Here is a 24,098-nt window from a genome sequence, read left to right as displayed (position 1 = left end):
TAATGGGGCACTAAGTTTTCGTGCCCAAGTTGCGGGTATCATATCACCGTGAATGTAAAACGCTCCTCTTACTCCGGTCGCATGCGCGCCATTGCCGCCGCCCTGCTGGTCGCCATGCCGATGGCGATGGCGCAGAACGTGCTGGCGCCTGCCAAAATTCCGAATCTCCCTGCGCTCGGCGGCACCGAGAGCCAGGACTTGTCGCCGCTGATGGAGCGCAAGCTGGGCGAGGAGATCATGCGCGACATCCGCCGCGACCGCGATTACCTCGACGACGGCCCCATCCTCGAATACATGAATACCTTCGGCAACGCGCTGGTGGACGCCCGTCCCGGCGCGCGCGGCGAGGCCAAGTACGATTATTTCTTCTTCGTCGTGCGCGATCCGCAGCTGAACGCGTTCGCGCTGCCGGGCGGTTTCATCGCCGTGCACTCGGCGCTGCTGCTGGCGGCGGAAAACGAGTCGCAACTGGCCTCGGTGCTGGGCCACGAGATCGGCCACGTGGTGCAGCGCCACATCGCCCGTTCCATCGGCCAGCAGAAGCAGGACGCGCTGATTCCGCTGGCGGCCATGATTCTGGCGGCGCTGGCCTCGCGCGCCGGCGGTGACGCGGCCATGGGCGTGTTCCTCGGCGGCCAGGGCGTCGCCATCCAGCGGCAGCTGAACTTCGGCCGCGACGCCGAGCGCGAAGCCGACCGCATCGGCTTCCAGATCATGGGCGAGGCCGGCTTCGACACCACCGGCATGGTGGCCTTCTTCCAGCAGATGCAGAATTCCACGCGCAATTACAGCGACCTGGTGCCGGCCTGGCTGCTGACCCACCCGCTGACCACCGAGCGCATCGCCGACATCCAGGCGCGCATCCGCGAGCAGCCGTACAAGCAGCGCCAGGACAGCCTGGACTTTTTCCTGGTGCGTTCGCGCGCCCGCGTGTTGCAGGACCAGACCACCACCGGCTACAACGAAGCCGCCATGTTCTTCCAGACGCAGATCAAGCAGGACAGCTGGCAGCAGAAGGCCGCCGGCCAGTACGGCATGGCGTTCCTGACCATGAAGCAGGGCGACACCGCCGCCGCACAGAAGTGGCTGGAGCAGGCGCGCGAGACCGTCAACCGGCCGCCGCCGACCGGCGTGTTCGGCGCGTCGCCGCGCAGCAAGGCGGAATCGATCTTTGCCGCGACCTCGATCGAGATCAAGCTGGCGCAGCCGGATAACAAGGAAGTGCTGGCCAAGGCCGTCGAAGAGGCGGACGCGGCGCATCTGAAATTCCCGCTGTCGCGCGGCCTCGCCCATCAATACGGCGAGGCGCTGCTGGCCGCCGGCAAGCTGGAAGAGGCCGGCGCCTACCTGCGCGATCAGGTGCAGCTGTACCGCGAGGATATCGAAGCCTATGATTTGCTGGCGCAGGTGTATTCCAAGCAGGGCAAGCTGGCCTTGCAGCACATCGCGCTGGCGGAGTCGTACAACCTGCAGGGCGGCGTGATGGCGGCGCTGGACCAGCTGGGCTACGCGCGCAAGGCGCCGGACGCCTCGTTCTACGACCAGTCGCTGATCGATGCGCGCGAGCGCGAGTGGCAGGCGCGCCGCCGCGAGGAGCTGGGGGACAAGGGCAAGAAGGATCTGGCCAACGCCAGTCCGGCGTTCAAGCTGGAGATGAAGTCTTCCGAGAAGGATACGAAGGACAACGGCTTCAATACCTACACCAGTCCGTTCGACCGCATCCGCCAGGCCACCGATCCTATGGCGCCGTCTCCGACGACGGTACGCTGACGTAGCCGAAGCGCGCCGCCAGCTGATCGGCGGCGATGCGTTCCACCGCCACGCCATTCAGGCTCAGCGCGCCTTCCGTCTGGCCAGCTATCCAGTCCAGCAGCACCTCATCCGCCACCGGCGCGCCGTCCATGTGCAGCAGCGGCAGCACGTGGGCGAAGTCGCGGTCGTCCAGTTGCGCGACCACGTCGCCGCTGCGCAGCACCAGCGCGCCGGTGTCGGTCAGCAGCGCCGCGTCGAGCGTGCCCAGCGGCGCGCCGGTGTGCAGCAGCCAGCCGGCGGATGGATCGGTGCGCACGATGTAGGGCGTGGCCTCCAGCTGCACGTAGACGCGCTGCGGACCGTTCTGGAAATACCAGCAGCCGCGTTCATCGGCCGCGTAGTTGCGCGTGATGAAGGCGACCAGCGCCGTGTTGGTCAGCTTGTCGCCCGGCAGGTTCAGGTGTTGCGCGCGTTCGTCGCGCATGCGCCAGTTGCCGCGCGCGTCGAGCGCCAGCCAGCCGTAGCAGTGCGGCACGTTGGGCCATTTGGCCAGTGCCTGTTTGACGATGTCATCCATGTTGCTCCAGGAAGTGGATCAGGCGCTGCGGCAGCCAGCTGATCTGGCCCGGCACGCCGCCGACGGCAAAGCCGACGTGGCCGCCGTGCTCAGGATAGTCCAATACCACGCGCGACGACGCACGCTGCGGCAGATGGCGGCCCGGCAGGAAGGGATCGTTCTTCGCGTTCAGCACCAGCGTCGGCACGGTGATGTCGCCCAGCACGTGCTTGGCGCTGGCGCGGTTCCAGTAATCGTCGGTGTCGCGGTAGCCGTGCAGCGGCGCGGTGACCACGTTGTCGAAGGCGTACAGGTCGCGCGCCGCGTGCAAGGCGTCGAGGTCGAACAGGCCGGGGAACTGCTGTAGTTTGGCTACGCACTTCGGTTTCAGCGTTTGCAGGAACATGCGCGTGTAGACCATGTTCAGGCCGCTCGACAGCGAGGCGCCGCCTTGCGCCAGGTCCAGCGGCGCGGACACGGCGCAGGCCGCGTTGACGAACCCGGCCTGCTGCTGCGATTCGCCGAGCCAGCGCAGCAGCGCGTTGCCGCCCAGCGAAACGCCGGTGGCGTAGAACTTGCCGCTGTCTTGCGTGCGGCGCGCGTGCAGGCGGCGGATGATCCAGTCGATTTCGGCGGCGTCGCCGGAATGGTAGAAGCGCGGCGCGCGGTTGGCTTCGCCCGAGCAGCCGCGGAAGTGCGGCACCGCGCCGGACCAGCCGCGCGCCTGCACGGCCGCCATCAAGGCGCGCGCATAGTGGCTGTCGGACGAGCCTTCCAGTCCGTGGAACAGCACCACGAAGGGCTGGCCCGGCTGGCCGTCGACAAAATCGACATCGATGAAATCGCCGTCCGGCGTATCCCAGCGTTCGCGGCGGAAACGCACCGGCGGCTTGCGGATGGCCAGCGCCGGATAAATGGTTTGCAGGTGGCCGCTGGGCAGCCAGAACGGTGCGGTGTACTTCACGGCCGGAATTAGTGCAGGATCTGGCTGTGCGTATCCATCGGCGCCGGACCGGGCGCCATCGAAACATGGTGCAGCACGATGCGCCAGCCTTTCGGCGTTTTCGCATACACGTTGGTGGCGACCAGGTGCGCCGGCTCGCCGCTGGCGGCGGTGATGCCTTCGATCACGGTATGGACCGAACTCATCAGCGTGTGCGTCTCGTGCAGCTGCGACGGCAGGATGTGCAGCCCGCCATGCTCGAGGATGGCGGCCCAGGAAGCGCGGATCGCCGCGTGGCCGATCAGCCTTACGCCGCCCGGATGCACGCAGACGATCTCGTCGTCGTCCGCCCACAGGGCCATCAATGCTTCCAGGTCGGCGCGGTTGAGGGCGTCGTAAAAGGCCGCTTCGGTTTCAGCGGCGCTGCCGTTGTGCGTTTTCTTCGATGGCATGGGGCGGCGTGGCAGGATTAGTGGTGGCCGACCACGGTGCCTGGCTTCAGGCTGTAGGCGGTGCCGCAGTACGGGCACTTGGCCACGCCGTGGGCGTCGAATTCCAGGAACACGCGCGGATGGGACGACCACAGCGGCATGGCTGGGTTAGGGCAGTGGGCCGGCAGATCCTTGCCATCGAGTTCAACTGCATTGGCGGCGGTGTTTGGGTTGGTCATTTCTTGTGGCTCCGGATGGCTAAGAGAAAAGCACGATTTTAACGGATTCGCGCATCCAGCAAAAATCGTCGGTAAAATAGCGCCTCTACAACCTCGCTCCAGCCCGCCATGTGGCAGGAATGCCACAACCATCCCATGACTGAATCGAGCAGCACCGCCCCGGCGCCATGCGTCGCGGCCCACCACGAACCCTCCTGGCGCGAAGGCGTCAAGACCGGCCTGCCGTCGCTGTTCGGCATCGGCGCCTGGGGCCTGGTGGTCGGCATCGCCATGGTCAAGTCCGGCCTCACCATTCCGCAGGCGCTGGGCATGACGCTGGTGGTGTTTGCCGGCTCGGCCCAGCTGGCCGCCTTGCCGCTGATCGCCGCCGCCGCGCCGATCTGGGTGATTTTCCTGACCGCGCTGGTGGTCAACCTGCGTTTCGTGATCTTTTCCGCGCTGCTGGCGCCGCACTTCGCCCACCTGCCGTGGCGCCAGCGCCTGACGCTGGGCTATGTGTCGGGCGACATGACAGTGGCGCTGTTCCTGCAAAAATACCCGTCGGAGGCGCCGCAGGTCGGCAAGCTGTCCTACCTGAAGGGCCTGCTGTACCCGAACTGGGCCTCGTGGCAGATCGGCTCGATCGCCGGCATCTTCCTCGGCAGCGCCGTGCCGCCCGAGTGGAACCTGAGCTTCGCCGGCACCCTGGCGATCATCTGCGTGATGATTCCGCTGATGGCGGGCCGGCCGGCGCTGTGCGGCGTGCTGGTGGCGGGCGCGGTGTCGGTGCTGGCGCACGGCCTGCCGTACAAGCTGGGCCTGCTGACGGCGGTGCTGGTCGGCATGCTGAGCGCCATGCTCATTGAGGAAACCGCTGAAAAATGGAGAGGCAAGCGTGGCTGACTGGGAAATCTGGCTGGTGATCGGGGTGCTGGCGCTGGCCACCGCCGCCACGCGCAGCGCGTTCTGGCTGATCGGCCACCACATCACCATTCCCAAGCGGGTGCAGGAAATGCTGCGCTATGCGCCGGCCTGCGCGCTGGCGGCCATCGTGGCGCCCGACCTGATCCTGGCGGCGGACGGCCAGCCGGTGCTGGATGCCGGCAACTTGAAACTGGTGTCCGGCATTGTCGCGACGATCTATTATTTGCTGCGGCGCAATATGTTGGAAACCATTGTGTTCGGCATGGTGTTCTTCACGGCATTAAGGCTGATTTCTGTAACTTAATAACAGAAAAATCACGTTCGGCTTGCGGTAAAATAGCGCTCTTCCAACAACTCGACCTTGGGTAGCCATGTCCGCTGTTCTGAACTTCATCCGTCTGCAAGACCTCATCGATCAAAACGCACTGCAAGGCAAACGCGTTTTCATCCGCGCCGACCTGAACGTGCCGCAGGATGATGCCGGCAATATCACCGAAGATACCCGCATCCGCGCGTCGGTTCCGGCGATTAAGGCGGCAGTTGCCGCTGGCGCCAAGGTCATGGTCACGTCCCACCTGGGCCGTCCGACCGAAGGCGAGTTCAAGCCAGAAGACAGCCTGGCGCCGGTCGCCAAGCGCCTGTCCGAGTTGCTGGGCCAGCCGGTCGAGCTGAAGCAGAACTGGGTGGACGGCGCCGGCCTGGAAGGCCTGCAAGCCGGCCAGGTGGTGCTGCTGGAAAACGTCCGCGTCAACAAGGGCGAGAAAAAGAACAGCGACGAACTGGCGCAGAAAATGGCCGCTTTGTGCGACATCTACGTCAATGACGCCTTCGGCACCGCACACCGCGCGGAAGCTTCGACGCATGGCATCGCCAAGTTCGCGCCGGTCGCGGCCGCCGGCCCGCTGCTGGCCGCCGAGCTGGACGCGCTGGGCAAGGCGCTGGGCGCGCCGGCCCGTCCGCTGCTGGCGATTGTCGCCGGCTCGAAAGTATCCTCCAAGCTGTCGATCCTGAAGGCGCTGGCCGACAAGGTCGACAACCTGATCGTCGGCGGCGGCATCGCCAACACCTTCATGAAGGCCGTCGGCCTGAACATCGGCAAGTCGCTGGTGGAAAACGACCTGGTCGACGAAGCCAAGGCCATCATCGACATCATGGCCAAGCGCGGCGCGCAGGTGCCGATTCCGGTTGATGTGGTGTGCGCCAAGGAATTCTCGCCAAGCGCAGTGGCCACCGTCAAGGACGTCAAGGACGTGGCCGACGACGACATGATCCTGGATATCGGCCCGAAGACCGCCGCCCAGCTGGCTGAACAGATCGCTGCCGCCGGCACCGTGGTATGGAACGGCCCGGTCGGCGTGTTCGAGTTCGACCAGTTCGGCGAAGGCACCAAGACGCTGGCGCTGGCCATCGCCAATTCCAAGGCGTTCTCGATCGCCGGCGGCGGCGACACGCTGGCGGCGATTGCCAAGTACAACATCAGCGAGCAGGTGGGCTACATTTCCACCGGCGGCGGCGCTTTCCTGGAGTTCCTGGAAGGTAAGGTTCTGCCGGCGGTCGAGATCCTGACCCAGCGCGCTGCAAAGTAAGTAAATAGCACGGTCGTGCTTTGTAGCAAATTAACAGTAGAATCCAGGTAATGCCTTGGGAGAGCATCAAATTTGTAGCAAACCTACAGATTTGATGTTCGAACCACAATAAATCCTGGTTTCCGCGCCGCGCGGGAACTGTTCGCATGACCTACCGCTAAGGAATACTATGTCTCGTAGCACCAAAATTGTCGCCACGATCGGCCCAGCTTCTACCGACTTCAACGTACTGGTCAAAATGATACGTGCCGGTGTCGATGTCGTGCGCCTGAATTTCTCGCACGGCAAGGCGCAGGACCACATCGACCGCGCGCGCCTGGTGCGCGAAGCCGCCGCCGAGTGCGGCCGCGAAGTGGCGATCATGGCGGACATGCAGGGTCCGAAGATCCGCGTCGGCAAATTTGAGCAGGGCAAGATCGAACTGGCCAAGGGCGACAAGTTCATCCTGGACGCCAAGTGGGGCGAAAACGGCGAACTGGGCAACCAGGACCGCGTCGGCCTCGACTACAAGGCGCTGCCGCAGGACGTGCGTCCGGACGACCAGCTGCTGCTGAACGACGGCCTGATCGTGCTGGTGGTGGAAAAAGTGGTGGGCAGCGAGATTTACACCGTCTGCAAGATCGGCGGCGAACTGTCCAACAACAAGGGCATCAACCGCCTGGGCGGCGGCCTGACCGCGCCGGCGCTGACCGCCAAGGACATGGAAGACATCAAGACGGCCATGAGCTTCCAGGCCGACTACCTGGCGATTTCCTTCCCGAAAAGCGCCACCGACATGGAAATGGCGCGCCAGCTGGCCAACATCGCCGGCGAGCCGTTCGGCCACAAGCCGATGATGATCGCCAAGATCGAGCGCGCCGAAGCGATCCCGCTGCTGCAGGAGATCCTCGACGCCTCGGACGGCATCATGGTGGCGCGTGGCGACCTGGCCGTGGAAGTGGGCAACGCCGCCGTGCCGGCGCTGCAGAAGCGTATGATCCGCATGGCGCGCGAGTCGAACAAGCTGGCGATCACCGCGACCCAGATGATGGAATCGATGATCTTCAACGCCGTGCCGACCCGCGCCGAAGTCTCGGACGTGGCCAACGCCGTGCTGGACGGCACCGACGCCGTGATGACGTCGGCCGAGACCGCATCGGGCCGCTATCCGATCGAAACCGTGGAAATGATGGCCGCCATTTGCGTGGAAGCCGAGCAGTCCGAGTACAACAAGCTGGACGCCGACTTCCTGAACGCCACCTTCACCCGCATCGACCAGTCGATCGCCTACGGCGCGCTGTTCACCGCGCACCACCTGGCGGTGAAAGCCATCGTGGCGCTGACCGAGTCCGGCTCGACCGCGCTGTGGATGAGCCGTCACAACATCGATACGCCGATTTACGCGCTGACGCCAAGCACCACCACCTTGCGCAAGGTGGCGCTGTATCGCAACGTGAAGGCATACAATTTGCTTCAACAAGGCGACAGCGCCGCGGTGCTGAAACAGGCCGAGGATCTGCTGGTCGAGCACGGCATCGTCAAGAAGGGTGACCTGATCGTCATGACCTGGGGCGAGCCGATGGGCCAGGTCGGCGGCACCAATGCGCTGAAGATCGTCAAGGTCGGCGAATTTAGTTAATCAAGCCCGGCAGTGCTGCCCTCGCAGGTATGACGAGGGCATGGCTCCGGCAACCGGTTTTTTTATTGTTTGGAGATTTACCATGTCCCTCGTATCCATGCGCCAACTGCTGGACCATGCTGCTGAAAATGGCTATGGCATCCCTGCGTTCAACGTCAACAATCTGGAACAAGTGCAGGCCATCATGGCTGCCGCCGATGCGCTGAACGCACCGGTCATCATGCAAGCCTCGGCCGGCGCCCGCAAATACGCCGGTGAAGCCTTCCTGCGTCACCTGATCGACGCCGCCATCGAAGCCTACCCGCACATCCCGGTCGTCATGCACCAGGACCACGGCCAGTCGCCGGCGGTCTGCATGGCCGCCATCCGCTCGGGCTTCAGCTCGGTGATGATGGACGGTTCGCTGGAAGCCGACGGCAAATCGGTCGCTTCCTACGAATACAACGTCGACGTGTCGAAAGAAGTGGTCAAGTTCTCGCACGCCATCGGCGTGACGGTGGAAGCCGAACTGGGCGTGCTCGGTTCGCTGGAAACCATGAAGGGCGACAAGGAAGACGGCCACGGCGCCGACGGCACCATGACCCGCGAACAGCTGCTGACCGACGTGGCCCAGGCCGCCGACTTCGTGCAGCGCACCCAGTGCGACGCGCTGGCCATCGCCATCGGCACCTCGCACGGCGCCTACAAGTTCACCCGCAAGCCGACCGGCGACATCCTGGCCATCGACCGCATCAAGGAAATCCACGCGCGCATCCCGAACACCCACCTGGTGATGCACGGTTCGTCGTCGGTGCCGCAGGAACTGCTGGCCATCATCCGCGAATTCGGCGGCGACATGAAGGAAACCTACGGCGTGCCGGTGGAAGAAATTCAGGAAGGCATCCGTCACGGCGTGCGCAAGATCAACATCGACACCGACATCCGTCTGGCGATGACGGCCGCGACCCGTAAATTCCTGTTCGAGAACCCATCGAAGTTCGACCCGCGCGACTTCCTGAAGCCAGCCCGCGCCGCCGCCGAGCAGATCGTCCGCGCCCGTTTCCAGGCCTTCGGCTGCGAAGGCCAGGCTTCGAAAATCAAGGCAATTCCGCTGGAAAAAATGGCGGAGCGCTACAAAGCCGGCGAGCTGGCGCAGATTGTGAAGTAAAATTCTGTTTTGGAACGGATTGGGCCTCACGTCCAGTCCGACTCTTTCGACCGGCGATCGAGCATTCCTCCATCGCCGGTTTTTGCTTTTTCATTACATTCCCCTGCTATGAACAGCCTCTACCAGTCTTCCATCAAGTCCCTGCCACTCCTCGGTCACGGCAAAGTCCGCGACAACTACGCTGTCGGCGATGACAAAATCCTCATCGTCACCTCCGACCGCCTGTCGGCTTTCGATGTTGTCATGAATGAACCGATTCCCGGCAAGGGCAAGGTGCTGAACCAGATGACCGATTTCTGGTTCGAGAAACTGGGCCACATCGTGCCGAACCACCTGACCGGCGTGGCGCCGGAATCGGTGGTGGCCGCCGACGAAGTGGCGCAGGTCCAGGGCCGCGCCGTGGTCGCCAAGCGCCTGAAGCCGATCATGGTGGAAGCCGTGGTGCGCGGCTACATCATCGGCTCGGGCTGGAAAGACTACCAGGCCACCGGCTCGATCTGCGGCATCAAGCTGCCGGAAGGCCTGAAGCAGGCGGAAAAACTGCCGCAACCGATCTTCACGCCGGCCGCCAAGGCCGACCTCGGCGAGCATGATGAAAACATCAGCTTTGAGGACATGGAAAGCCGCATCGGCGCCGAACTGGCCGCCAAAATGCGCGATGTCGCCATCAAGCTGTACACCGAAGCCTCCGAATACGCGGCGTCGCGCGGCATCATCATCGCCGACACCAAGTTCGAATTCGGCCTGGACGACAACGGCGTCATGCACCTGATGGACGAAGTGCTGACCGCCGACTCGTCGCGCTTCTGGCCCGCCGATTCCTACGCTGTCGGCATCTCGCCGCCGTCGTTCGACAAGCAGTTCGTGCGCGACTACCTGGAAACGCTGACCGACTGGGGCAAGACCGCGCCGGCGCCAGCGCTGCCGGCCGACGTCATCAACAAGACCCAGGCCAAGTACTTCGAAGCCATCGAACGCCTGACCGGCGAAAAGCTGAAGGTCTGAGCGATGAGCGATAACAAACCTCTGGTTGGCGTCATCATGGGTTCGTCCTCGGACTGGGACGTGATGTCGAACGCGGTCAGCATCCTCAAGCAGTTCGGCGTGCCGTTTGAAGCGCAAGTGATCTCGGCCCACCGCATGCCGGACGAAATGTACGCCTACGCCAAGAGCGCCCGTGCACGCGGCTTGCGCGCCATCATCGCCGGCGCCGGCGGTGCGGCGCACCTGCCGGGCATGGTGGCCGCCATGACCATCGTGCCGGTGCTGGGCGTGCCGGTGCCGTCGAAATATCTGCGCGGCGAAGACTCCATGCTGTCGATCCTGCAAATGCCGAAAGGCGTGCCGGTCTCCACCTTCGCCATCGGCGAAGCGGGCGCCGCCAATGCAGCGCTGACGGCCGTGGCCATGATCGCTTCCACCGACGACGCGCTGGCCGAGAAGCTGGAAGCCTTCCGCGTGTCGCAAACCGAGGTCGCCAAGGCCATGAAACTGCCGGTTGAATAAATGAGTGATACGAAGTTCTCGCCCATCCTGCCTGCCGCCAATCCTCCAGCCTGGCTGGGCGTGATGGGCGGCGGCCAGTTGGGCCGCATGTTCGCCCAGGCCGCACAGGCCATGGGTTATCAGGTTGCCGTGCTGGAGCCGTCCGATGCGTGCCCGGCCGGCCAGGTCGCGCAGCGCCTGGTCAACGCCGGCTACAGCGATGCCGCCGGTCTCGATGCGCTGGCCGCGCAATGCGCCGCTGTCACCACCGAGTTTGAAAACGTCCCGGCGGACAGCCTGTCGCGCCTGGCGCAATCGGTGTTCGTGGCGCCCGACGCGCATGGCGTGTCGGTGGCGCAGGACCGCATCGCCGAGAAGCGTTTCTTCGTCGGCTGCGCGCCGAAGTCGGGCGTGCTGCCGGCGCCGCACAAGGTGATCGCCTCGCAGGCGGACATCGATGCGATTGAAGATGATCTGCTGCCGGGCATCCTTAAAACCGTGCGCATGGGTTACGACGGCAAGGGCCAGGTCCGCGTCAAATCGCGTGCCGACGTGCAGGCGGCGTTTGAGTCGATGGACAAGGTCACCTGCCTGCTGGAGAAAATGCTGCCGTTGGCCTACGAGGTGTCCGTACTGACCGCGCGCGGCCACGACGGCGAATCGGTGGTCTACCCGATCGCCGAAAACGTGCACCGCGACGGCATCCTGTTCACCACCACCGTGCCCGGCCCGAACGTGTCGGACGAGAGCGCGCTGAAGGCGCAGCAGGCGGCGCAGGCCATCGTGGCCGAGCTCGGCTACGTGGGCGTGCTGTGCATCGAGTTCTTCGTGCTGACCGACGGTTCGCTGGTGGTCAACGAAATGGCGCCGCGTCCGCACAACAGCGGCCACTACACCATGGACGCCTGCGTCACCAGCCAGTTCGCGCAGCAGGTGCGCGCCATGGCGCGTCTGCCGCTGGGCGACGTGCGCCAGCATTCGCCGGCCGTCATGCTCAACATCCTGGGCGACGTCTGGTTCACCGACGACACCGACGCCACGCGCGAGCCGGCCTGGCACGAAATCCTGGCGCTGCCGGGCGCCAATCTGCACCTGTACGGCAAGGACGATCCGCGCCGCGCCCGCAAGATGGGCCACCTGACCTTTGTCGCGCCGACGCTGGCGCAAGCCCAGCAGCAGCTGAACGCGGCCTGCGCCATCCTCGGGATCGCCCCGTGAAGCAGCAGCCTCCCGCAAGCGTCGCCGACCACGCTGCCATCGCCGAGGCGGCGGCCATCCTGGAGCAGGGCGGCCTGGTGGCGTTCCCGACCGAGACCGTCTACGGCCTCGGCGCGGACGCTGAAAATCCGGCCGCCGTGGCGCGCATCTACGAAGCCAAGGGCCGTCCGCACGATCATCCGGTGATCGTGCACGTCGCGCCCGGCGCCGATCTGGATTACTGGGTCACCGACGTGCCGGACGAGGCGCGCAAGCTGGTGCAGGCCTTCTGGCCCGGCCCGCTGACCCTGATCCTGAAACGCCACCCACAGATTCCGGACGCGGTCTCGGCCGGCCAGGATTCGGTCGGCATCCGCTGCCCGTCGCATCCGGTCGCCATCGCCTTGCTGCAAGCGTTTAAAGGCGGCAAGGGCGGCGTGGCGGCGCCGTCGGCCAACAAGTTCGGCAACGTCAGCCCGACCACCGCGCAGCACGTGCGCGACGAGTTCGGCATGGACCAGCACGATGACGGCGACCTCGGCGGCGGCGTCGCCTGCTCGGCCGCCGAACTGAGCGTGGTGCTGGAGGGCGGTTCGAGCCAGGTCGGCATCGAATCGACCATCGTCGACATGTCGCGCCTGGCCACGCATGGCCCGGTGCTGCTGCGTCCCGGCCACATCAGCGCGCAACAGATCGCCGACGTGATCGGCATGCTGCCGGCCGCGCCGGACCAGGCCGCGCCGCGCGCCTCCGGCACGCTGGAATCGCACTACGCGCCGCGCACGCCGGTCACCATGCTGGCGGCCGCGGCGCTGGCCGACACGCTGGCCCGGCTGCGCGCCAGGGGCGTCAAGGTCGCCGTGATCAGCCATGCGGCGACGGTGGCGGCCGACGCGCAACGCGTGCTGCCCGCCGATCCGGCCGGCTACGCCTACGGCCTGTATGCTGCGCTGCGTGATATGGACCAGACCGGCTCCGGCCTGATCCTGGTGGAAACGCCGCCGCAGGATGCGGACTGGCTGGGCGTCAACGATCGCCTGCGCCGCTCGGTGTTCGGCTCGGCCGGCGTCATCGATTCGCTGCTGCAAAAATAAGCCGCGCGCGGCATGTCCTGCTAAGATACTTTTGTTGCCGGCCGAAGACCTCGCCCGGCCATCTTGCAAGGATGTCATATGCGCGGTGCTCGCCTGGTTCTGATTCCACTGATGTTGTTGCTGGCCTCCTGCGGCGGAGGCAGCAGTTCCGGGCCGGGCGGCACGGTGGTTGCCCCGGCCACGCCCGTGGTGCAGCTGCGCGGCCTGGCCATCGGCGGCGCCACGCTGGTGCCGGTGGCCGTCAGCAGTAGCGCCACCGTCAGCACGCTCGATCCCGCCGCACTGAAAACGCTGGTCGACGCCGGCACCACCGCCGGCAGCGCCGTCACCGGCACGCCCACCTGCGCCATCACCACCTATACGCTGAAATACCACACGATCGACTCGGCCGGCGCCGACACCAGCGCCAATACCGCCATCATCGTGCCGTCCGGCACGAATCCGGTATGCCAGGGCGGCCGTCCGGTGTTGTTATATGCCCACGGCACCTCGGTGCAGAAAAGTACCGACATGGCCAACCTGTCGGCCACCGAACCGCGCCTGATCGCCGCCATGTTCGCGGCGCAGGGCTACATCGTGGTGGCGCCGAATTACGTCGGCTACGCCGGGTCGACGGCCGGTTACCACCCTTATCTTGACGCACAGCAGCAATCGTCGGACATGATCGATGCGCTGCGCGCGGCGCGCAGCATTTTCGGCAGCATCGGCGCCGGCGCCTCCAGCCGGCTGATGGTCACCGGCTACTCGCAGGGCGGCTTCGTGGCGCTGGCCACGCAGCGCGCCATGCAGACGCAGTACGCGTCGGAATTCAAGGTGACGGCGGCGGCGCCGCTGTCCGGCCCGTATGCGCTGACGCTGTTCGGCGACACCATCTTCAACGGCGCGCCATCCACCGGTTCGGCCGGTTTCATCCCGATGCTGATCACCGCCGGCCAGCGCGCCGGCGCCAACCTGTACACCAGCACCAGCGACATCTACGAAGCCAGGTACGCCACCGGCATCGATACGCTGTTGCCCGGCACGCAAGGCCTGGGCGACCTGGTGGCGGCCGGCAAGCTGCCGAACGACGTGCTGTTCGCCGCCGATTCGCTGCCGCAGGCGGCCGGCTACGCCAGCTTCTTCGGCGCCGACCACCTGATCAAGACCAGCTACCGCGACGCCTACCTGGCCGACCTCAAGGCCAACCCGTGCAACGCCAGCAGCGCCACGCCGCTCAATTGCGCGCCGGCGCAGTCGCTGCGCAAATGGCTGCTGAAAAACGACCTGCGCACCTACACGCCGAACGTACCGCTGTTCCTGTGCGGCGGCGACGAAGACCCGCTGGTCCCTTACGCCAACACCACCAGCACCGCCGCCTACTTCCGCGCGCAAAGCGCTTCCGGCCTGCAATTGACGGTGCTGAACGTGGATGACGCGTCGCTGACCGGCCCCTTCCTGACCACGCGGGCCGAGTTTGCCGCCGCCAAGGAATTGCTGCGCCGCACGACGCTGAATCAGACCGGCAGCGCTGCCGCCGCCGACCAGGCGGTCAAGGACGCCTACCATGCCGGACTGGTGGCGCCGTTCTGTTTACGCGAGGCGCGTGCCTTCCTCGATTCTGCACCATCGCAGTGAATTGGCATTTGACGTAGCGTAAGAAACGCCGAGCAAGCGTTCTTTTTTGCTCACAAACCCCGGTTTTTAGTAGTGTTCCTCTATACAAGAGTTGTCGGGGCTGGCATATTAGTTGGGTTGCGAATAGCACGGCCGTTCGTATCAGAAAACCAAAAAATATTCTTAGGAGACAACATGCGTCATACCAAACTTGCACTTGCTGCAATGGCCCTGGCCGTCCTTGCGGGTTGCGGCGGCACCGATCCGGCTCCCGGCGATCAAACCGTGAAAGTCAAATACAGCGCCCAGGTATCGTTCGGCGACAGCCTGTCCGACGTCGGCTCTTATGCGGTCGGCACCGTTGCCGCGCTGAAGGGCGGCAAATTCACCATCAACGGCGACAACACGTCCATCAATTCGACCTTCACCGGTAAGAACTGGACCGAGCTGACCGCCGCCCAGATCGGCCTGGCCGCACCCTGCGCCGCCGTCACCGGCCTCGATGGCGACGCCACCAAAGGTTTCTCCGTGCCGGCCACGCCGCACGCCGGCTGCTACGGCTACGCCATGGGCGGTTCGCGCGTGACCAGCCCGGTCGGCCCGAACAACAAGCTGACCGGCAGCGCGCTGGGCGCGCTGACCTATCCGGTCGTCACCCAGATCGCCAACCACCTGAAAGCCGTCGGCGGCAAATTCAAGGGCGACGAGCTGGTGCTGGTCATGGCCGGCGGTAACGATGCGCTGTTCCAGCTGGGCTCGCTGAGCGCCGCCGCCACCGCGGCCGGCACCGCCGCCGGCAACACCGCCTATGTCACCAGCCTGGTGGGCCAGCTGGCCGCCGGCGCGACCAATCCGCTGACCGCCGCGCAAGCGATCGGCCTGGCGGCGCAAACCGCCGCCGCCCAGCCTGGCGCGACCCAGACCACCATCACCCAGGCCGCCATCGGCGCCGCCGCTACGCAGCCGGGCAATGCGGCCGTGGGTTCGGCCACGGTGTATGGCCCGATGGTTGCCAAGGCCACCACCGACGCCCAGGCCGCTGGCGCCAAGGCCGGCGCCGACTACGCGACCGCGCACGGTCCGGAACTGGTCGCGGCCATGGGCCAGGCCGGCACCGAACTGGTGGCGCTGGTGAAAAACCAGATCGTCGCCAATGGCGCCAACTATGTGGTGGTGAACAACCTGCCGGACGTGGCCACCACGCCGTCGGGCCGCGGCCAGCCGGCATCGACCCAGGCGCTGATCAACGCCATGGTCAACGCCTTCAACAGCGCGCTGACCTCCGGCCTGTCCAGCGAGCCGAAAGTGCTGCTGGTGGACGTGTTTGCCGTCAGCCACGACCAGGCGACCAACCCGGGCCCGTACGGCCTGACCAACGTCTCGGAAACCGCTTGCGACCTGAGCGCCGCCAAGAACCCGCTGGGCAGCTCGCTGGTGTGCAATGGCAGCAACCTGAAATCGGGCGATGTCAGCCACTGGTCCTTCGCGGATGACGTGCACCCAACCCCGTACAACAACCTGCTGCTGGCGCGTTACGTGTCCAAGGCGCTGGTGACCAAGGGTTGGCTGTAATTCAGTCGTCGCGGGCAGCGCGCGGCCGAGGCCGCGCCGCTGCCGGACTCACACACAAATATCTGGAGACGATATGAAGAACACGGTAAAACTGCTGGCGCTGGTCGCCGCAATGACGGTAGCTTCGGCTGCATCGGCACAACAAAGCACCGGCACCTGGCTGGGCACGCTGGGTGTCAACAAGATTACGCCGAAAGTGGATTCGGGCGATGTCTCGGCGCCGGCGCTGCCGGGCACCAAGACCGACGTCGGGTCGGACACCAAGCCCCGCTTTACCATCGGCTACATGCTGACCGATAACATCTCGGCCGAGCTGGACCTGGGCCTGCCGTACAAGCATGAACTGTCCGGCGCCGGTTCGATCCAGGGCACGGGCAAGCTGGCGACGGCCGAAGTGCTGCCGCCGACGCTGTTTGTGCAGTACCGCTTCCTGAACGCGAACTCGACCTTCCGTCCGTATGTGGGCGTCGGCTACACCTATGCCATGTTCCAGAAGGAACGCGGTTCGGGCCAGCTGACGGCGGTGCTGAACACCGGCGGCCCGGGCGCCACCTTCAAGCTGGACGACAAGTCGGCGGCCAGCTTCCAGCTCGGCGGCACCTTCAAGATCAACGAGAAATGGTTCCTGGACGCGTCGGTCATCAAGACCAAGCTGAAAACCACGGCGCACTACTCGACCGGCCAGACCCAGGACGTGCGCCTGGACCCGCTGGCGGTCAACTTCAGTATCGGCTACGCCTTCAAGGGCTTCTAGCCCAAAAAAAACCGCTGCCGGGGCAGCGGTTTTTTTTATTGGAAGGCCTGGATGCCGGTCTGCGCCCGGCCCAGGATCAGGGCATGGATGTCGTGCGTGCCTTCATAGGTATTCACGACCTCCAGGTTCACCATGTGGCGGATGATGCCGAACTCGTCCGAGATGCCATTCCCACCCAGCATGTCGCGCGCCATGCGGGCGATGTCGAGCGACTTGCCGCACGAATTACGCTTCATCATCGAGGTGATTTCCACCGCCGCCGTGCCTTCGTCCTTCATGCGTCCCAGGCGCAGACAGCCCTGCAGGCCCATGGTGATTTCGGTCTGCATGTCGGCCAGCTTCTTCTGGATCAGCTGGTTGGCGGCCAGCGGACGGCCGAACTGGGTGCGGTCCATCACGTACTGGCGCGCCGTGTGCCAGCACGACTCGGCCGCGCCCAGCGCGCCCCAGGCGATGCCGTAGCGCGCCGAGTTCAAACAGGTGAACGGCCCCTTCAGGCCGCGCACGTCCGGGAAGGCGTTCTCTTCCGGCACGAACACATTGTCCATGACGATTTCGCCGGTGATCGACGCGCGCAGGCCGAACTTGCCGTGGATCGCCGGCGCGCTCAGGCCGGCCATGCCTTTTTCCAGCACGAAGCCGCGGATCGCCCCTTCATCGTCCTTGGCCCAGACCACGAACACGTCGGCCACCGGCGAATTGGTGATCCACATCTTGGCGCCGCTCAGGGCGTAGCCGCCCGGCACCTTCTTGGCGCGGGTGATCATCGAGCCCGGATCGGAACCATGGTTCGGCTCGGTCAGGCCGAAGCAGCCGATCCATTCGCCGCTGGCCAGCCTGGGCAGGTATTTCTGTTTCTGCGCCTCGGTGCCGAACTCGTAGATCGGCACCATCACCAGCGACGACTGCACGCTCATCATCGAGCGGTAGCCGGAATCGACGCGCTCGACTTCGCGCGCGATCAGGCCGTAGGCCACGTAGTTCAGGCCGGGACCGCCGTACTGTTCGGGAATGGTCGGACCGAGCAGCCCCATCTCGCCCATTTCGCGGAAGATCGAGGTGTCCATCGTTTCATGACGGAAGGCGTCGAGGATGCGCGGCTGCAGCTTGTCGTGGCAATACGACGCGGCGGCGTCGCGCACCATGCGCTCGTCGTCGGTCAGCTGCTGGTCCAGCAGCAGGGGGTCATCCCAGTGGAAGTGGGCGCGGGCTTGGCTCATAATTAGTCTCTCGTTATGGTGATGAATGCTGCCAGCATTCTATGCCGCTGCCCCGGTGCACGCTTTTCTAATGGCGACACCAATTTCCGTTTTTAGCCCAGGCCGGCGAACTGGCCGCTGTGGAAGATCAGGGGAGGGGACGGAGAAAACTCGCAGAATTCCACTTCGCCGACAAAAATCACGTGGTCGCCTTCCGGATAGCGGCTACGGTTATGGCATTCGAACCAGGCCGACACGCCCTGGATGATGGGCTGGCCGGTGCGCGACAGTTCGTACTCCACGCCTTGCCACGGATCGACGCCGCGCGTGGCGAAACGCTTGGCCAGATGGGCCTGCTCGGCGTTGAGCACATTGATGACGTAGTGCGAGTTGCCGGTGAAGATGGGCATGCTGTTGGCGCCGTTCGACAGGCTCCACAGCACCAGCGGCGGGTCGAGCGACACCGAATTGAAGGAACTGGCCGTCAGGCCGCGAAACGTGCCGTCCGCCAGCCGCGTGGTGATGATGGTGACGCCGGTGGCAAACTGGCCCAGCGCCTGGCGAAAATGGGCGGTGTCGAACGTGCGCTCTGCGGCGCGGGGGGAATGGATGTTCATGGTGAGCCATTATGCCAAAGATTTGTACCGTCATAGCGGATTCACCCGGTTTGCGTTACAGTGGGCAGATGGGCAAGTCTTCTACGCAGGGGGAGTCATGGCTGGCAATCTGGAAACCGCGATACTGGGCGGCGGCTGTTTTTGGTGCACCGAGGCCGTGTACCTGGAGGTCAAGGGCGTCGAATCGGTCGAGTCCGGCTACATGGGCGGCGCCAGCGCCGATCCCACCTATGAGCAGGTGTGCACCGGCGGCACCGGCCACGCGGAAGTGGTGAAGCTGGGCTTCGACCCGGCCGTCATCAGCTACCGCGACCTGCTGGAAATCTTCTTCACCATCCACGATCCGACCACCCTCAACCGCCAGGGCAACGACGTCGGCACGCAGTACCGCTCGGTCATCTATCACCAGTCGCCGCAGCAGGAAGCCACGGCGCGCCAGGTCATCGGCGAAATGGCGCATGTGTGGGATGCCCCCATCGTCACCGAACTGTCGCCGGCCCAGCCGTTCTACAAGGCCGAGGACTACCACCAGGATTACTTCCGCCAGCACCCCTTGCAGGGCTACTGCGCCTTCGTGGTGGCGCCCAAGGTCGACAAGTTCAGGAAGATGTATTCGAACCGCTTGCGTTGAGCGCATTAAGCGCCGGCGCCCCGCCATCCCCGCCCAGCACGGCGAACGCCGGCAAGCCTTCATTGTCCAGCGCATACGGCGCCTGCACCGGCGCCGACTCGGCCGACGGATACATATGCTTGCGCGACCACGGCAGCGCCGCCGAGCGCTGGCCCGCCTTGCGGCCGACGATCTGGTACAGGCTGATCCAGTCCTGCTCGAAGGCGTAGCTGCAGCCGGCCAGGTACACATGCCAGATGCGGTAGCGCTTGTCGCCGGCCAGCTTGCGCACGCGTTCGCCCTGCGCCTCGAAATTGTCGGTCCAGATGGCGCAGGTGCGGGCGTAGTGGCGGCGCAGGTTTTCGACGTCGGTCACTTCCAGCGCCCCCTGCTGCATGGCCTTGAGCACATTGCCGATGTGCGCCAGCTCGCCGTGCGGGAACACGTATTTTTCGATGAACTCGCCGCCGCCATAGGGCGTCTCGCCGTTGTCCGGATCGGTCGAGGTGATGCCGTGGTTCATCACGATGCCGTCCGGCGCCAGCAGCTGGTGGATGGCGTTGAAGTATTCCGGCAGGTGGCGCGTGCCGACGTGCTCGAACATGCCGACGCTGGTGATGCGGTCGAACTGGCCGCGCACGTCGCGGTAGTCCTGCAGGCGGATCTCGATCAGGTGCTCCAGGCCGGCGGCGCGCACCCGTTCCTTGGCCAGCGCGAACTGGTTTTCCGACAGGGTGACGCCGACGCAGCGCGCCTGGTATTGCTGGGCCGCGCGGATCACCAGCGCGCCCCAGCCGCAGCCGATGTCGAGCAGCGTCTGGTTCGGCCGCAGCTCGATCTTGCGCAGGATGTGGTCGATCTTCTTGAGTTGGGCGGTGGCCAGGTCCTCGTCGCCGTTCTCGAAGTAGGCGCAGGAATACACCATGTTGGGGTCGAGGAATTCCTGGTAGAACTCGTTGGAGACGTCGTAGTGGTAGCGGATCGCCTCGGCGTCCTTCTGCTTGCTGTGGCTGATGTTGCGCACCAGCCGCGCGAACTTGCCCTCGGCCTTCAGCGAGCTGCGCGCCAGGGCGTTGACCACCGCGATCATGTCCTTGGCCTTGCCCTTGACCTCGATCGCCCCTTCGACATAGGCGGTGCCCAGGTTGGACAGCGAGGGCGTCAGCAGGTAGCGCGCGGCGGCGATGTTCGGCAGCCGTATCGTCACGCGCGGCGTCTCGGTCGACAGGTCGACCTGCTGGCCGTTCCACAACTCGATGCGCAGCGGCAGCGTGAGCTGCTCGCGGATGCCCGAGATCCAGTTGCTCAGTTGATTCTGTACGAACAAGATAACCTCCCACGTCAGGATTAAAAGACCATCGCCAGCGATGGCCTGGAGATCCTGACGGAGACGTTCCTGCTTACGGTTGCAGGCGTTCCTTCACCCAGCTGCCATCAGCTTGCTTCACATATACGATCCGGTCATGGAACCGCGAACGGCGTCCCTGCCAGAACTCGATGCGGACCGGATCGAGGCGGTAACCGCCCCAATGCGCAGGCCGCAACGGATGCTCGCCGCTGACTGCGGCGGCGGCATCGTAATTGGCTTCCATCTGTTCCCGGCTGGCGATGGGCGAACTCTGCTGCGAGGCGATCGCAGCGATCTGGCTCTTCACCGGCCGGCTGTAAAAATACTTGTCGCTTTCCTCGGTGGCGGTTTGCACCACCTTTCCTTCGATGCGCACCTGGCGTTCCAGTTCACTCCAGAAGAACAGCAGCGCGGCGTGCGGATTGCTGCGCAGCTGCCGGCCTTTCTGGCTCTCGTAATTGGTGTACCAGGTGAATCCCCGCTGATCGTATTGCTTGATGAGGACGATGCGCGAACTGGGTTTGCCGTCCGCATCCACCGTGGCCACGCTCATCGCGTTCGGTTCATTGACCTTCGCATGCATGGCCTCCTCAAACCACTTGCCGAACTGGTCGATCGGATCGTCCAGCACGTCCTGCTCCGTCAGGCTGGCGCGGCCGTAATCGAGCCGCAGGTCCGCAAGCACCACGCCGTCGGCCACCGTGTTGTTGACCGGCGCCGCCTGCTGCTCGGGCACCTGGCTGTGCGGCAGGTCGGGGGTGATCCCGCGCCGTACCTGCATCGCACCGCCGAGCTGCGCCATCTGTTCGGCGCTGAACAGCCGCTTGGCCATGGGCGCGATGTGGGTTTCCTCCACCACCATGTGGGCCGCGTAGGTGTCGCAGAAGTGCGCGACATCGCTGGCCGACAGCGTGGCGCTGGCGCCGTTGGCGATCTGCTCAAGTTGCGTTTTGATTATAGTCCAGTCTCTATCCATTTGCTCGTGACCGGCCAAAATGCCGGGCGCCAGTTCTGCCAGAAGGGTGGCGTCACCGTCGCGCGCGGTGGCCTGCAGCATCGGCAGCAGGTTCTGCTCCTCGTCTTCGTGGTGCAGATGGGCGGCATTGTTGAAGTATTTCAGCACCGCCTGCGCGGCTTTCTGTGCGTCAACATCGGCGCCATGCTGCGGCAGGTGGGCGATCAGGTTCTGCAGCGTTTGCAGCTGCTTGCGGATGCGGTCGTGGCAGTGCTTCAGCACGGCGATGGGCTGGCTGAAATCGGGGGCGGTGTCGAACAGTGCGTTGCTCATGGCGTGGACTCTGGCTGGTAACACCGCCATTCTAGATTACTTCGCCAAACCGGGGATTTAGCGAGGTTGCGATACGGCACTGTTGGACGGTTATAATCGTCCGGCACATCCAACCACATAAAGGAATGTTCGTGAACCGTTCGCTGATCAGCGCCGCCTGCTGCGCCATGCTCCTGCTTGCCTCGTCCTCGCTGTCCGCCCAGGAAGCGCCGGTGTCCGGCATCGATGTGAAAACCCTGGACCCGGCGGTGCGTCCGCAGGACGACTTCTACGGTTACGTCAACGGCATCTGGACCCGCAACACCGAGATCCCGGCCGACAAGTCGACCTGGGGCACCTACATCGAACTGCGCGAAACCGCGCAGGGCCAGCTGCGCGCGCTGATCGACGCCACGCTGAAAAATCCCGGCAAGGCCGGCAGCGAAACCCACAAGATCGCCGACCTGTATACCAGTTTCATGGACCAGAAGGCGCGCGACGCCGCCGGCTTCAAGCCGCTGCGCGCCGACCTGGCGCGCGTGGCCGCCGCCAGGGACAAGCAAGACCTGCCGGCGCTGTTCGCCTACCTGCAGCGCAACGGCATCCAGACGCCGTTCTCGGCCGGCGTGTCGCCCGACGCCCAGGATACGGAACAGTACACGCTGAACATCGGCCAGTCCGGCCTGGGCCTGCCCGACCGCGACTACTACCTGAAGGACGACGACGCCAAGCTGAAGGCCGTGCGCGCCCAATACCTGACCCACATCGCAACCCTGCTGGGCATGAGCGGCGACCAGAACGCCGCCGCCCACGCGGCCCAGGTGCTCGACCTCGAAACCCGCCTGGCGCAGGCGCAATGGACCCGCGTGCAGATGCGCGATCCGGTCAAGTCGTACAACCGCGTCGCCTTCGACAAGTTCAGCGAGCTGGCGCCGGCCTTCGACTGGAAGGCCTACTTTGCCGCCGCCGGCCTGGCGCCGAAAGCGTCGTCGGCGGTGGTGCGCCAGCCGAGCTTCCTCGGCGGCTTCTCCACGGCGGTGGCCGAGGTGCCGCTGGAAGCGTGGAAGAGCTACCTGAACTGGCGCATCATCGAAAGCTATGCGTCCTACCTGGACAGCGCCACCGTCAAGCAGCGCTTCGCCTTTGAAGGCACGGTGCTGCGCGGCGTGCCGCAAAACGAACCGCAGTGGCAGCTGGCGCTGCGCTTCACCGACGGCGCCGTCAGCGACGCGGTCGGCAAGCTGTACGTCAAGATGTATCTGCCGCCGGAAACCAAGCCGCGCGTGATGGCCATGTTCAACAACTTCGTCGCCTCGTTCAAGGACGGCATCGATAAGCTCGACTGGATGGGCCCGGAAACCAAGAAGGAAGCCCAGGCCAAGCTGGCCGCGCTGAAACCGAACATCGCCTATCCGGACAAGTGGCGCGACTACAGCGCGCTGAAAACCCGGCCGCATGACCTGGTGGCCAATGTGCGCGCCGCGCGCCTGTGGAGCCGCCAGCGCAATATCGACAAGCTGGGCAAGCCGGTCGACCGCGAGGAATGGTCGATGACGCCGCAAACCGTCAACGCCAGCTACAACCCGCTGCTCAACGCGATCACCATTCCGGCCGCCATCCTGCAGCCGCCGTTCTTCAACGTCAAGGCCGAGGACGCGGTCAACTACGGCCTGCTGGGCATCACCTTCGGCCACGAGATCAGCCACGCCTTCGACGACTCCGGCAGCCAGTACGACGCCCGGGGCCGCCTGCGCAACTGGTGGACCGCCGACGACCGCGCCGCCTTCAAGGCGCGCGCCGCCGGCCTGGTCAAGCAGTATGGCGCCTACAGCCCGGTGCCGGGCTACTACATCAACGGCGAGCTGACCTTGGGCGAGAACATCGGCGACAACTCCGGCCTGTCGCTGACCTACCGCGCCTACCAGCGTTCGCTGAACGGCAAGCCGTCGCCGGTGCTCGACGGCCTGACCGGCGCCCAGCGCCTGTACATCGGCTTCGCGCAGAAATGGCGCGCCAAGCTGCGGCCGGAAGCAGCCATCGCCCAGATCAAGAGCGATCCGCATTCGCCTGGCGAGTTCCGCGCCAAGGGCACGGTGATGAACCAGCCCGAGTTCTACGAAGCCTTCGACATCAAGCCGGGCGACCCGATGTACCTGCCACCGGAGCAGCGCGTCATCATGTGGTAAG

At 65.0% G+C, this 24,098-nt stretch carries 23 protein-coding genes and 1 pseudogene; 15 read left to right on the top strand and 9 right to left on the bottom strand.

Going from position 1 to position 24,098, the window contains the following annotated elements:
- The first annotated feature begins 81 nt into the window (after positions 1 to 81).
- Complete coding sequence (locus GJ695_RS12155; RefSeq protein ID WP_154365030.1) at positions 82 to 1,770, top strand: M48 family metalloprotease; 1,689 nt, start codon at positions 82 to 84, stop codon at positions 1,768 to 1,770.
- Here the strand turns inward: GJ695_RS12155 and GJ695_RS12150 are convergent.
- Genes GJ695_RS12150 through GJ695_RS12135 form a run of 4 tightly spaced genes read right to left on the bottom strand, consistent with a single transcriptional unit; the run spans position 1,739 to position 3,921 of the window.
- Positions 1,739 to 2,329 carry a DUF2946 family protein gene (locus GJ695_RS12150; RefSeq protein ID WP_154365029.1) on the bottom strand — a complete coding sequence of 197 codons (591 nt, stop codon included), beginning with the start codon at positions 2,327 to 2,329 and terminating at the stop codon, positions 1,739 to 1,741. The two genes, GJ695_RS12155 and GJ695_RS12150, sit on opposite strands and share 32 nt — an antisense overlap.
- The gene (locus tag GJ695_RS12145) at positions 2,322 to 3,272 is read right to left on the bottom strand and encodes a YheT family hydrolase (protein WP_166455126.1); all 951 of its coding nucleotides are present in this window, start codon (positions 3,270 to 3,272) and stop codon (positions 2,322 to 2,324) included. Before GJ695_RS12145 ends, GJ695_RS12150 begins: the two co-directional genes overlap by 8 nt.
- Before the next feature lie 8 nt (positions 3,273 to 3,280).
- Positions 3,281 to 3,703 carry a YybH family protein gene (locus GJ695_RS12140; protein ID WP_154365027.1) on the bottom strand — a complete coding sequence of 141 codons (423 nt, stop codon included), beginning with the start codon at positions 3,701 to 3,703 and terminating at the stop codon, positions 3,281 to 3,283.
- Between the two features lie 17 nt (positions 3,704 to 3,720).
- Positions 3,721 to 3,921, bottom strand: a complete 201-nt coding sequence (locus GJ695_RS12135) for a zinc-finger domain-containing protein (RefSeq protein WP_154359425.1) — start codon at positions 3,919 to 3,921, stop codon at positions 3,721 to 3,723.
- A 135-nt stretch (positions 3,922 to 4,056) separates the two neighbouring features.
- Between GJ695_RS12135 and GJ695_RS12130 the strand changes: the two genes are divergently transcribed.
- The 12 genes from GJ695_RS12130 to GJ695_RS12075 all read left to right on the top strand — a co-directional run bounded on the left by GJ695_RS12130 (position 4,057) and on the right by GJ695_RS12075 (position 16,870).
- Positions 4,057 to 4,803, top strand: coding sequence for an AzlC family ABC transporter permease (locus GJ695_RS12130; protein ID WP_154365025.1), 747 nt, complete (start codon positions 4,057 to 4,059; stop codon positions 4,801 to 4,803).
- Positions 4,796 to 5,128 (top strand): AzlD domain-containing protein, encoded by a 333-nt coding sequence (locus tag GJ695_RS12125; RefSeq protein ID WP_166455127.1) that lies wholly within the window; start codon positions 4,796 to 4,798, stop codon positions 5,126 to 5,128. The genes GJ695_RS12130 and GJ695_RS12125 overlap by 8 nt, the downstream gene beginning before the upstream one ends.
- Positions 5,129 to 5,195: 67 nt before the next feature.
- Positions 5,196 to 6,410, top strand: coding sequence for a phosphoglycerate kinase (locus tag GJ695_RS12120; RefSeq protein WP_154365023.1), 1,215 nt, complete (start codon positions 5,196 to 5,198; stop codon positions 6,408 to 6,410).
- A 169-nt stretch (positions 6,411 to 6,579) separates the two neighbouring features.
- The gene (gene pyk, locus GJ695_RS12115) at positions 6,580 to 8,028 is read left to right on the top strand and encodes a pyruvate kinase (protein ID WP_154365021.1); all 1,449 of its coding nucleotides are present in this window, start codon (positions 6,580 to 6,582) and stop codon (positions 8,026 to 8,028) included.
- An 82-nt stretch (positions 8,029 to 8,110) separates the two neighbouring features.
- A complete protein-coding gene (gene fba / locus GJ695_RS12110) occupies positions 8,111 to 9,175 on the top strand; it encodes a class II fructose-bisphosphate aldolase (RefSeq protein WP_154359430.1) in 1,065 nt (354 codons plus the stop codon).
- A gap of 108 nt (positions 9,176 to 9,283) precedes the next feature.
- The gene (locus GJ695_RS12105) at positions 9,284 to 10,180 is read left to right on the top strand and encodes a phosphoribosylaminoimidazolesuccinocarboxamide synthase (protein ID WP_154365019.1); all 897 of its coding nucleotides are present in this window, start codon (positions 9,284 to 9,286) and stop codon (positions 10,178 to 10,180) included.
- Between the two features lie 3 nt (positions 10,181 to 10,183).
- A complete protein-coding gene (gene purE, locus GJ695_RS12100; protein WP_154365017.1) occupies positions 10,184 to 10,681 on the top strand; it encodes a 5-(carboxyamino)imidazole ribonucleotide mutase in 498 nt (165 codons plus the stop codon).
- Positions 10,682 to 11,878, top strand: coding sequence for a 5-(carboxyamino)imidazole ribonucleotide synthase (locus GJ695_RS12095; RefSeq protein WP_154365015.1), 1,197 nt, complete (start codon positions 10,682 to 10,684; stop codon positions 11,876 to 11,878).
- Positions 11,875 to 12,951: an L-threonylcarbamoyladenylate synthase gene (locus tag GJ695_RS12090; RefSeq protein WP_166455128.1), complete on the top strand. Its 1,077-nt coding sequence runs from the start codon at positions 11,875 to 11,877 to the stop codon at positions 12,949 to 12,951. The genes GJ695_RS12095 and GJ695_RS12090 overlap by 4 nt, the downstream gene beginning before the upstream one ends.
- A 78-nt stretch (positions 12,952 to 13,029) precedes the next feature.
- Positions 13,030 to 14,565 carry an alpha/beta hydrolase family protein gene (locus GJ695_RS12085; protein ID WP_154365013.1) on the top strand — a complete coding sequence of 512 codons (1,536 nt, stop codon included), beginning with the start codon at positions 13,030 to 13,032 and terminating at the stop codon, positions 14,563 to 14,565.
- A gap of 174 nt (positions 14,566 to 14,739) precedes the next feature.
- Positions 14,740 to 16,116 (top strand): SGNH/GDSL hydrolase family protein, encoded by a 1,377-nt coding sequence (locus GJ695_RS30075; RefSeq protein WP_154365011.1) that lies wholly within the window; start codon positions 14,740 to 14,742, stop codon positions 16,114 to 16,116.
- 73 nt (positions 16,117 to 16,189) lie between these two features.
- Entirely contained in the window at positions 16,190 to 16,870 is a 681-nt protein-coding gene (locus GJ695_RS12075; RefSeq protein WP_154365009.1) for an OmpW/AlkL family protein, read from the top strand.
- A gap of 35 nt (positions 16,871 to 16,905) precedes the next feature.
- Here the strand turns inward: GJ695_RS12075 and GJ695_RS12070 are convergent, their stop codons facing one another.
- Both GJ695_RS12070 and GJ695_RS12065 read right to left on the bottom strand, forming a co-directional pair.
- Complete coding sequence (locus GJ695_RS12070; RefSeq protein WP_154365007.1) at positions 16,906 to 18,090, bottom strand: acyl-CoA dehydrogenase; 1,185 nt, start codon at positions 18,088 to 18,090, stop codon at positions 16,906 to 16,908.
- Positions 18,091 to 18,182: 92 nt separating this feature from the next.
- A complete protein-coding gene (locus tag GJ695_RS12065) occupies positions 18,183 to 18,686 on the bottom strand; it encodes a flavin reductase family protein (RefSeq protein ID WP_154365005.1) in 504 nt (167 codons plus the stop codon).
- Between the two features lie 97 nt (positions 18,687 to 18,783).
- Between GJ695_RS12065 and msrA the strand changes: the two genes are divergently transcribed.
- The gene (gene msrA, locus GJ695_RS12060; protein ID WP_154365003.1) at positions 18,784 to 19,317 is read left to right on the top strand and encodes a peptide-methionine (S)-S-oxide reductase MsrA; all 534 of its coding nucleotides are present in this window, start codon (positions 18,784 to 18,786) and stop codon (positions 19,315 to 19,317) included.
- On the opposite strand, the gene GJ695_RS12055 is transcribed toward msrA, so the two are convergent.
- The 3 genes and pseudogenes from GJ695_RS12055 to GJ695_RS30480 form a co-directional block, all read right to left on the bottom strand.
- A complete protein-coding gene (locus tag GJ695_RS12055; RefSeq protein ID WP_154365001.1) occupies positions 19,286 to 20,623 on the bottom strand; it encodes a class I SAM-dependent methyltransferase in 1,338 nt (445 codons plus the stop codon). The two genes, msrA and GJ695_RS12055, sit on opposite strands and share 32 nt — an antisense overlap.
- Before the next feature lie 73 nt (positions 20,624 to 20,696).
- Complete coding sequence (gene pdxH / locus GJ695_RS30485; protein WP_371866523.1) at positions 20,697 to 21,332, bottom strand: pyridoxamine 5'-phosphate oxidase; 636 nt, start codon at positions 21,330 to 21,332, stop codon at positions 20,697 to 20,699.
- A gap of 198 nt (positions 21,333 to 21,530) precedes the next feature.
- A pseudogene (locus GJ695_RS30480) lies at positions 21,531 to 21,932 on the bottom strand (hemerythrin domain-containing protein); the annotation flags it as partial.
- A 131-nt stretch (positions 21,933 to 22,063) separates the two neighbouring features.
- Here GJ695_RS30480 and GJ695_RS12045 point away from each other — a divergent pair.
- Entirely contained in the window at positions 22,064 to 24,097 is a 2,034-nt protein-coding gene (locus GJ695_RS12045) for a M13 family metallopeptidase (protein ID WP_166455129.1), read from the top strand.
- Position 24,098: the final 1 nt, after the last annotated feature.

The organism is Duganella alba, assembly GCF_009674495.1.
Classification (GTDB): domain Bacteria; phylum Pseudomonadota; class Gammaproteobacteria; order Burkholderiales; family Burkholderiaceae_D; genus Rugamonas; species Rugamonas alba.
Note: the sequence above shows the minus strand (reverse complement) of the source record. Positions and strands in the feature narration are given on the sequence as shown.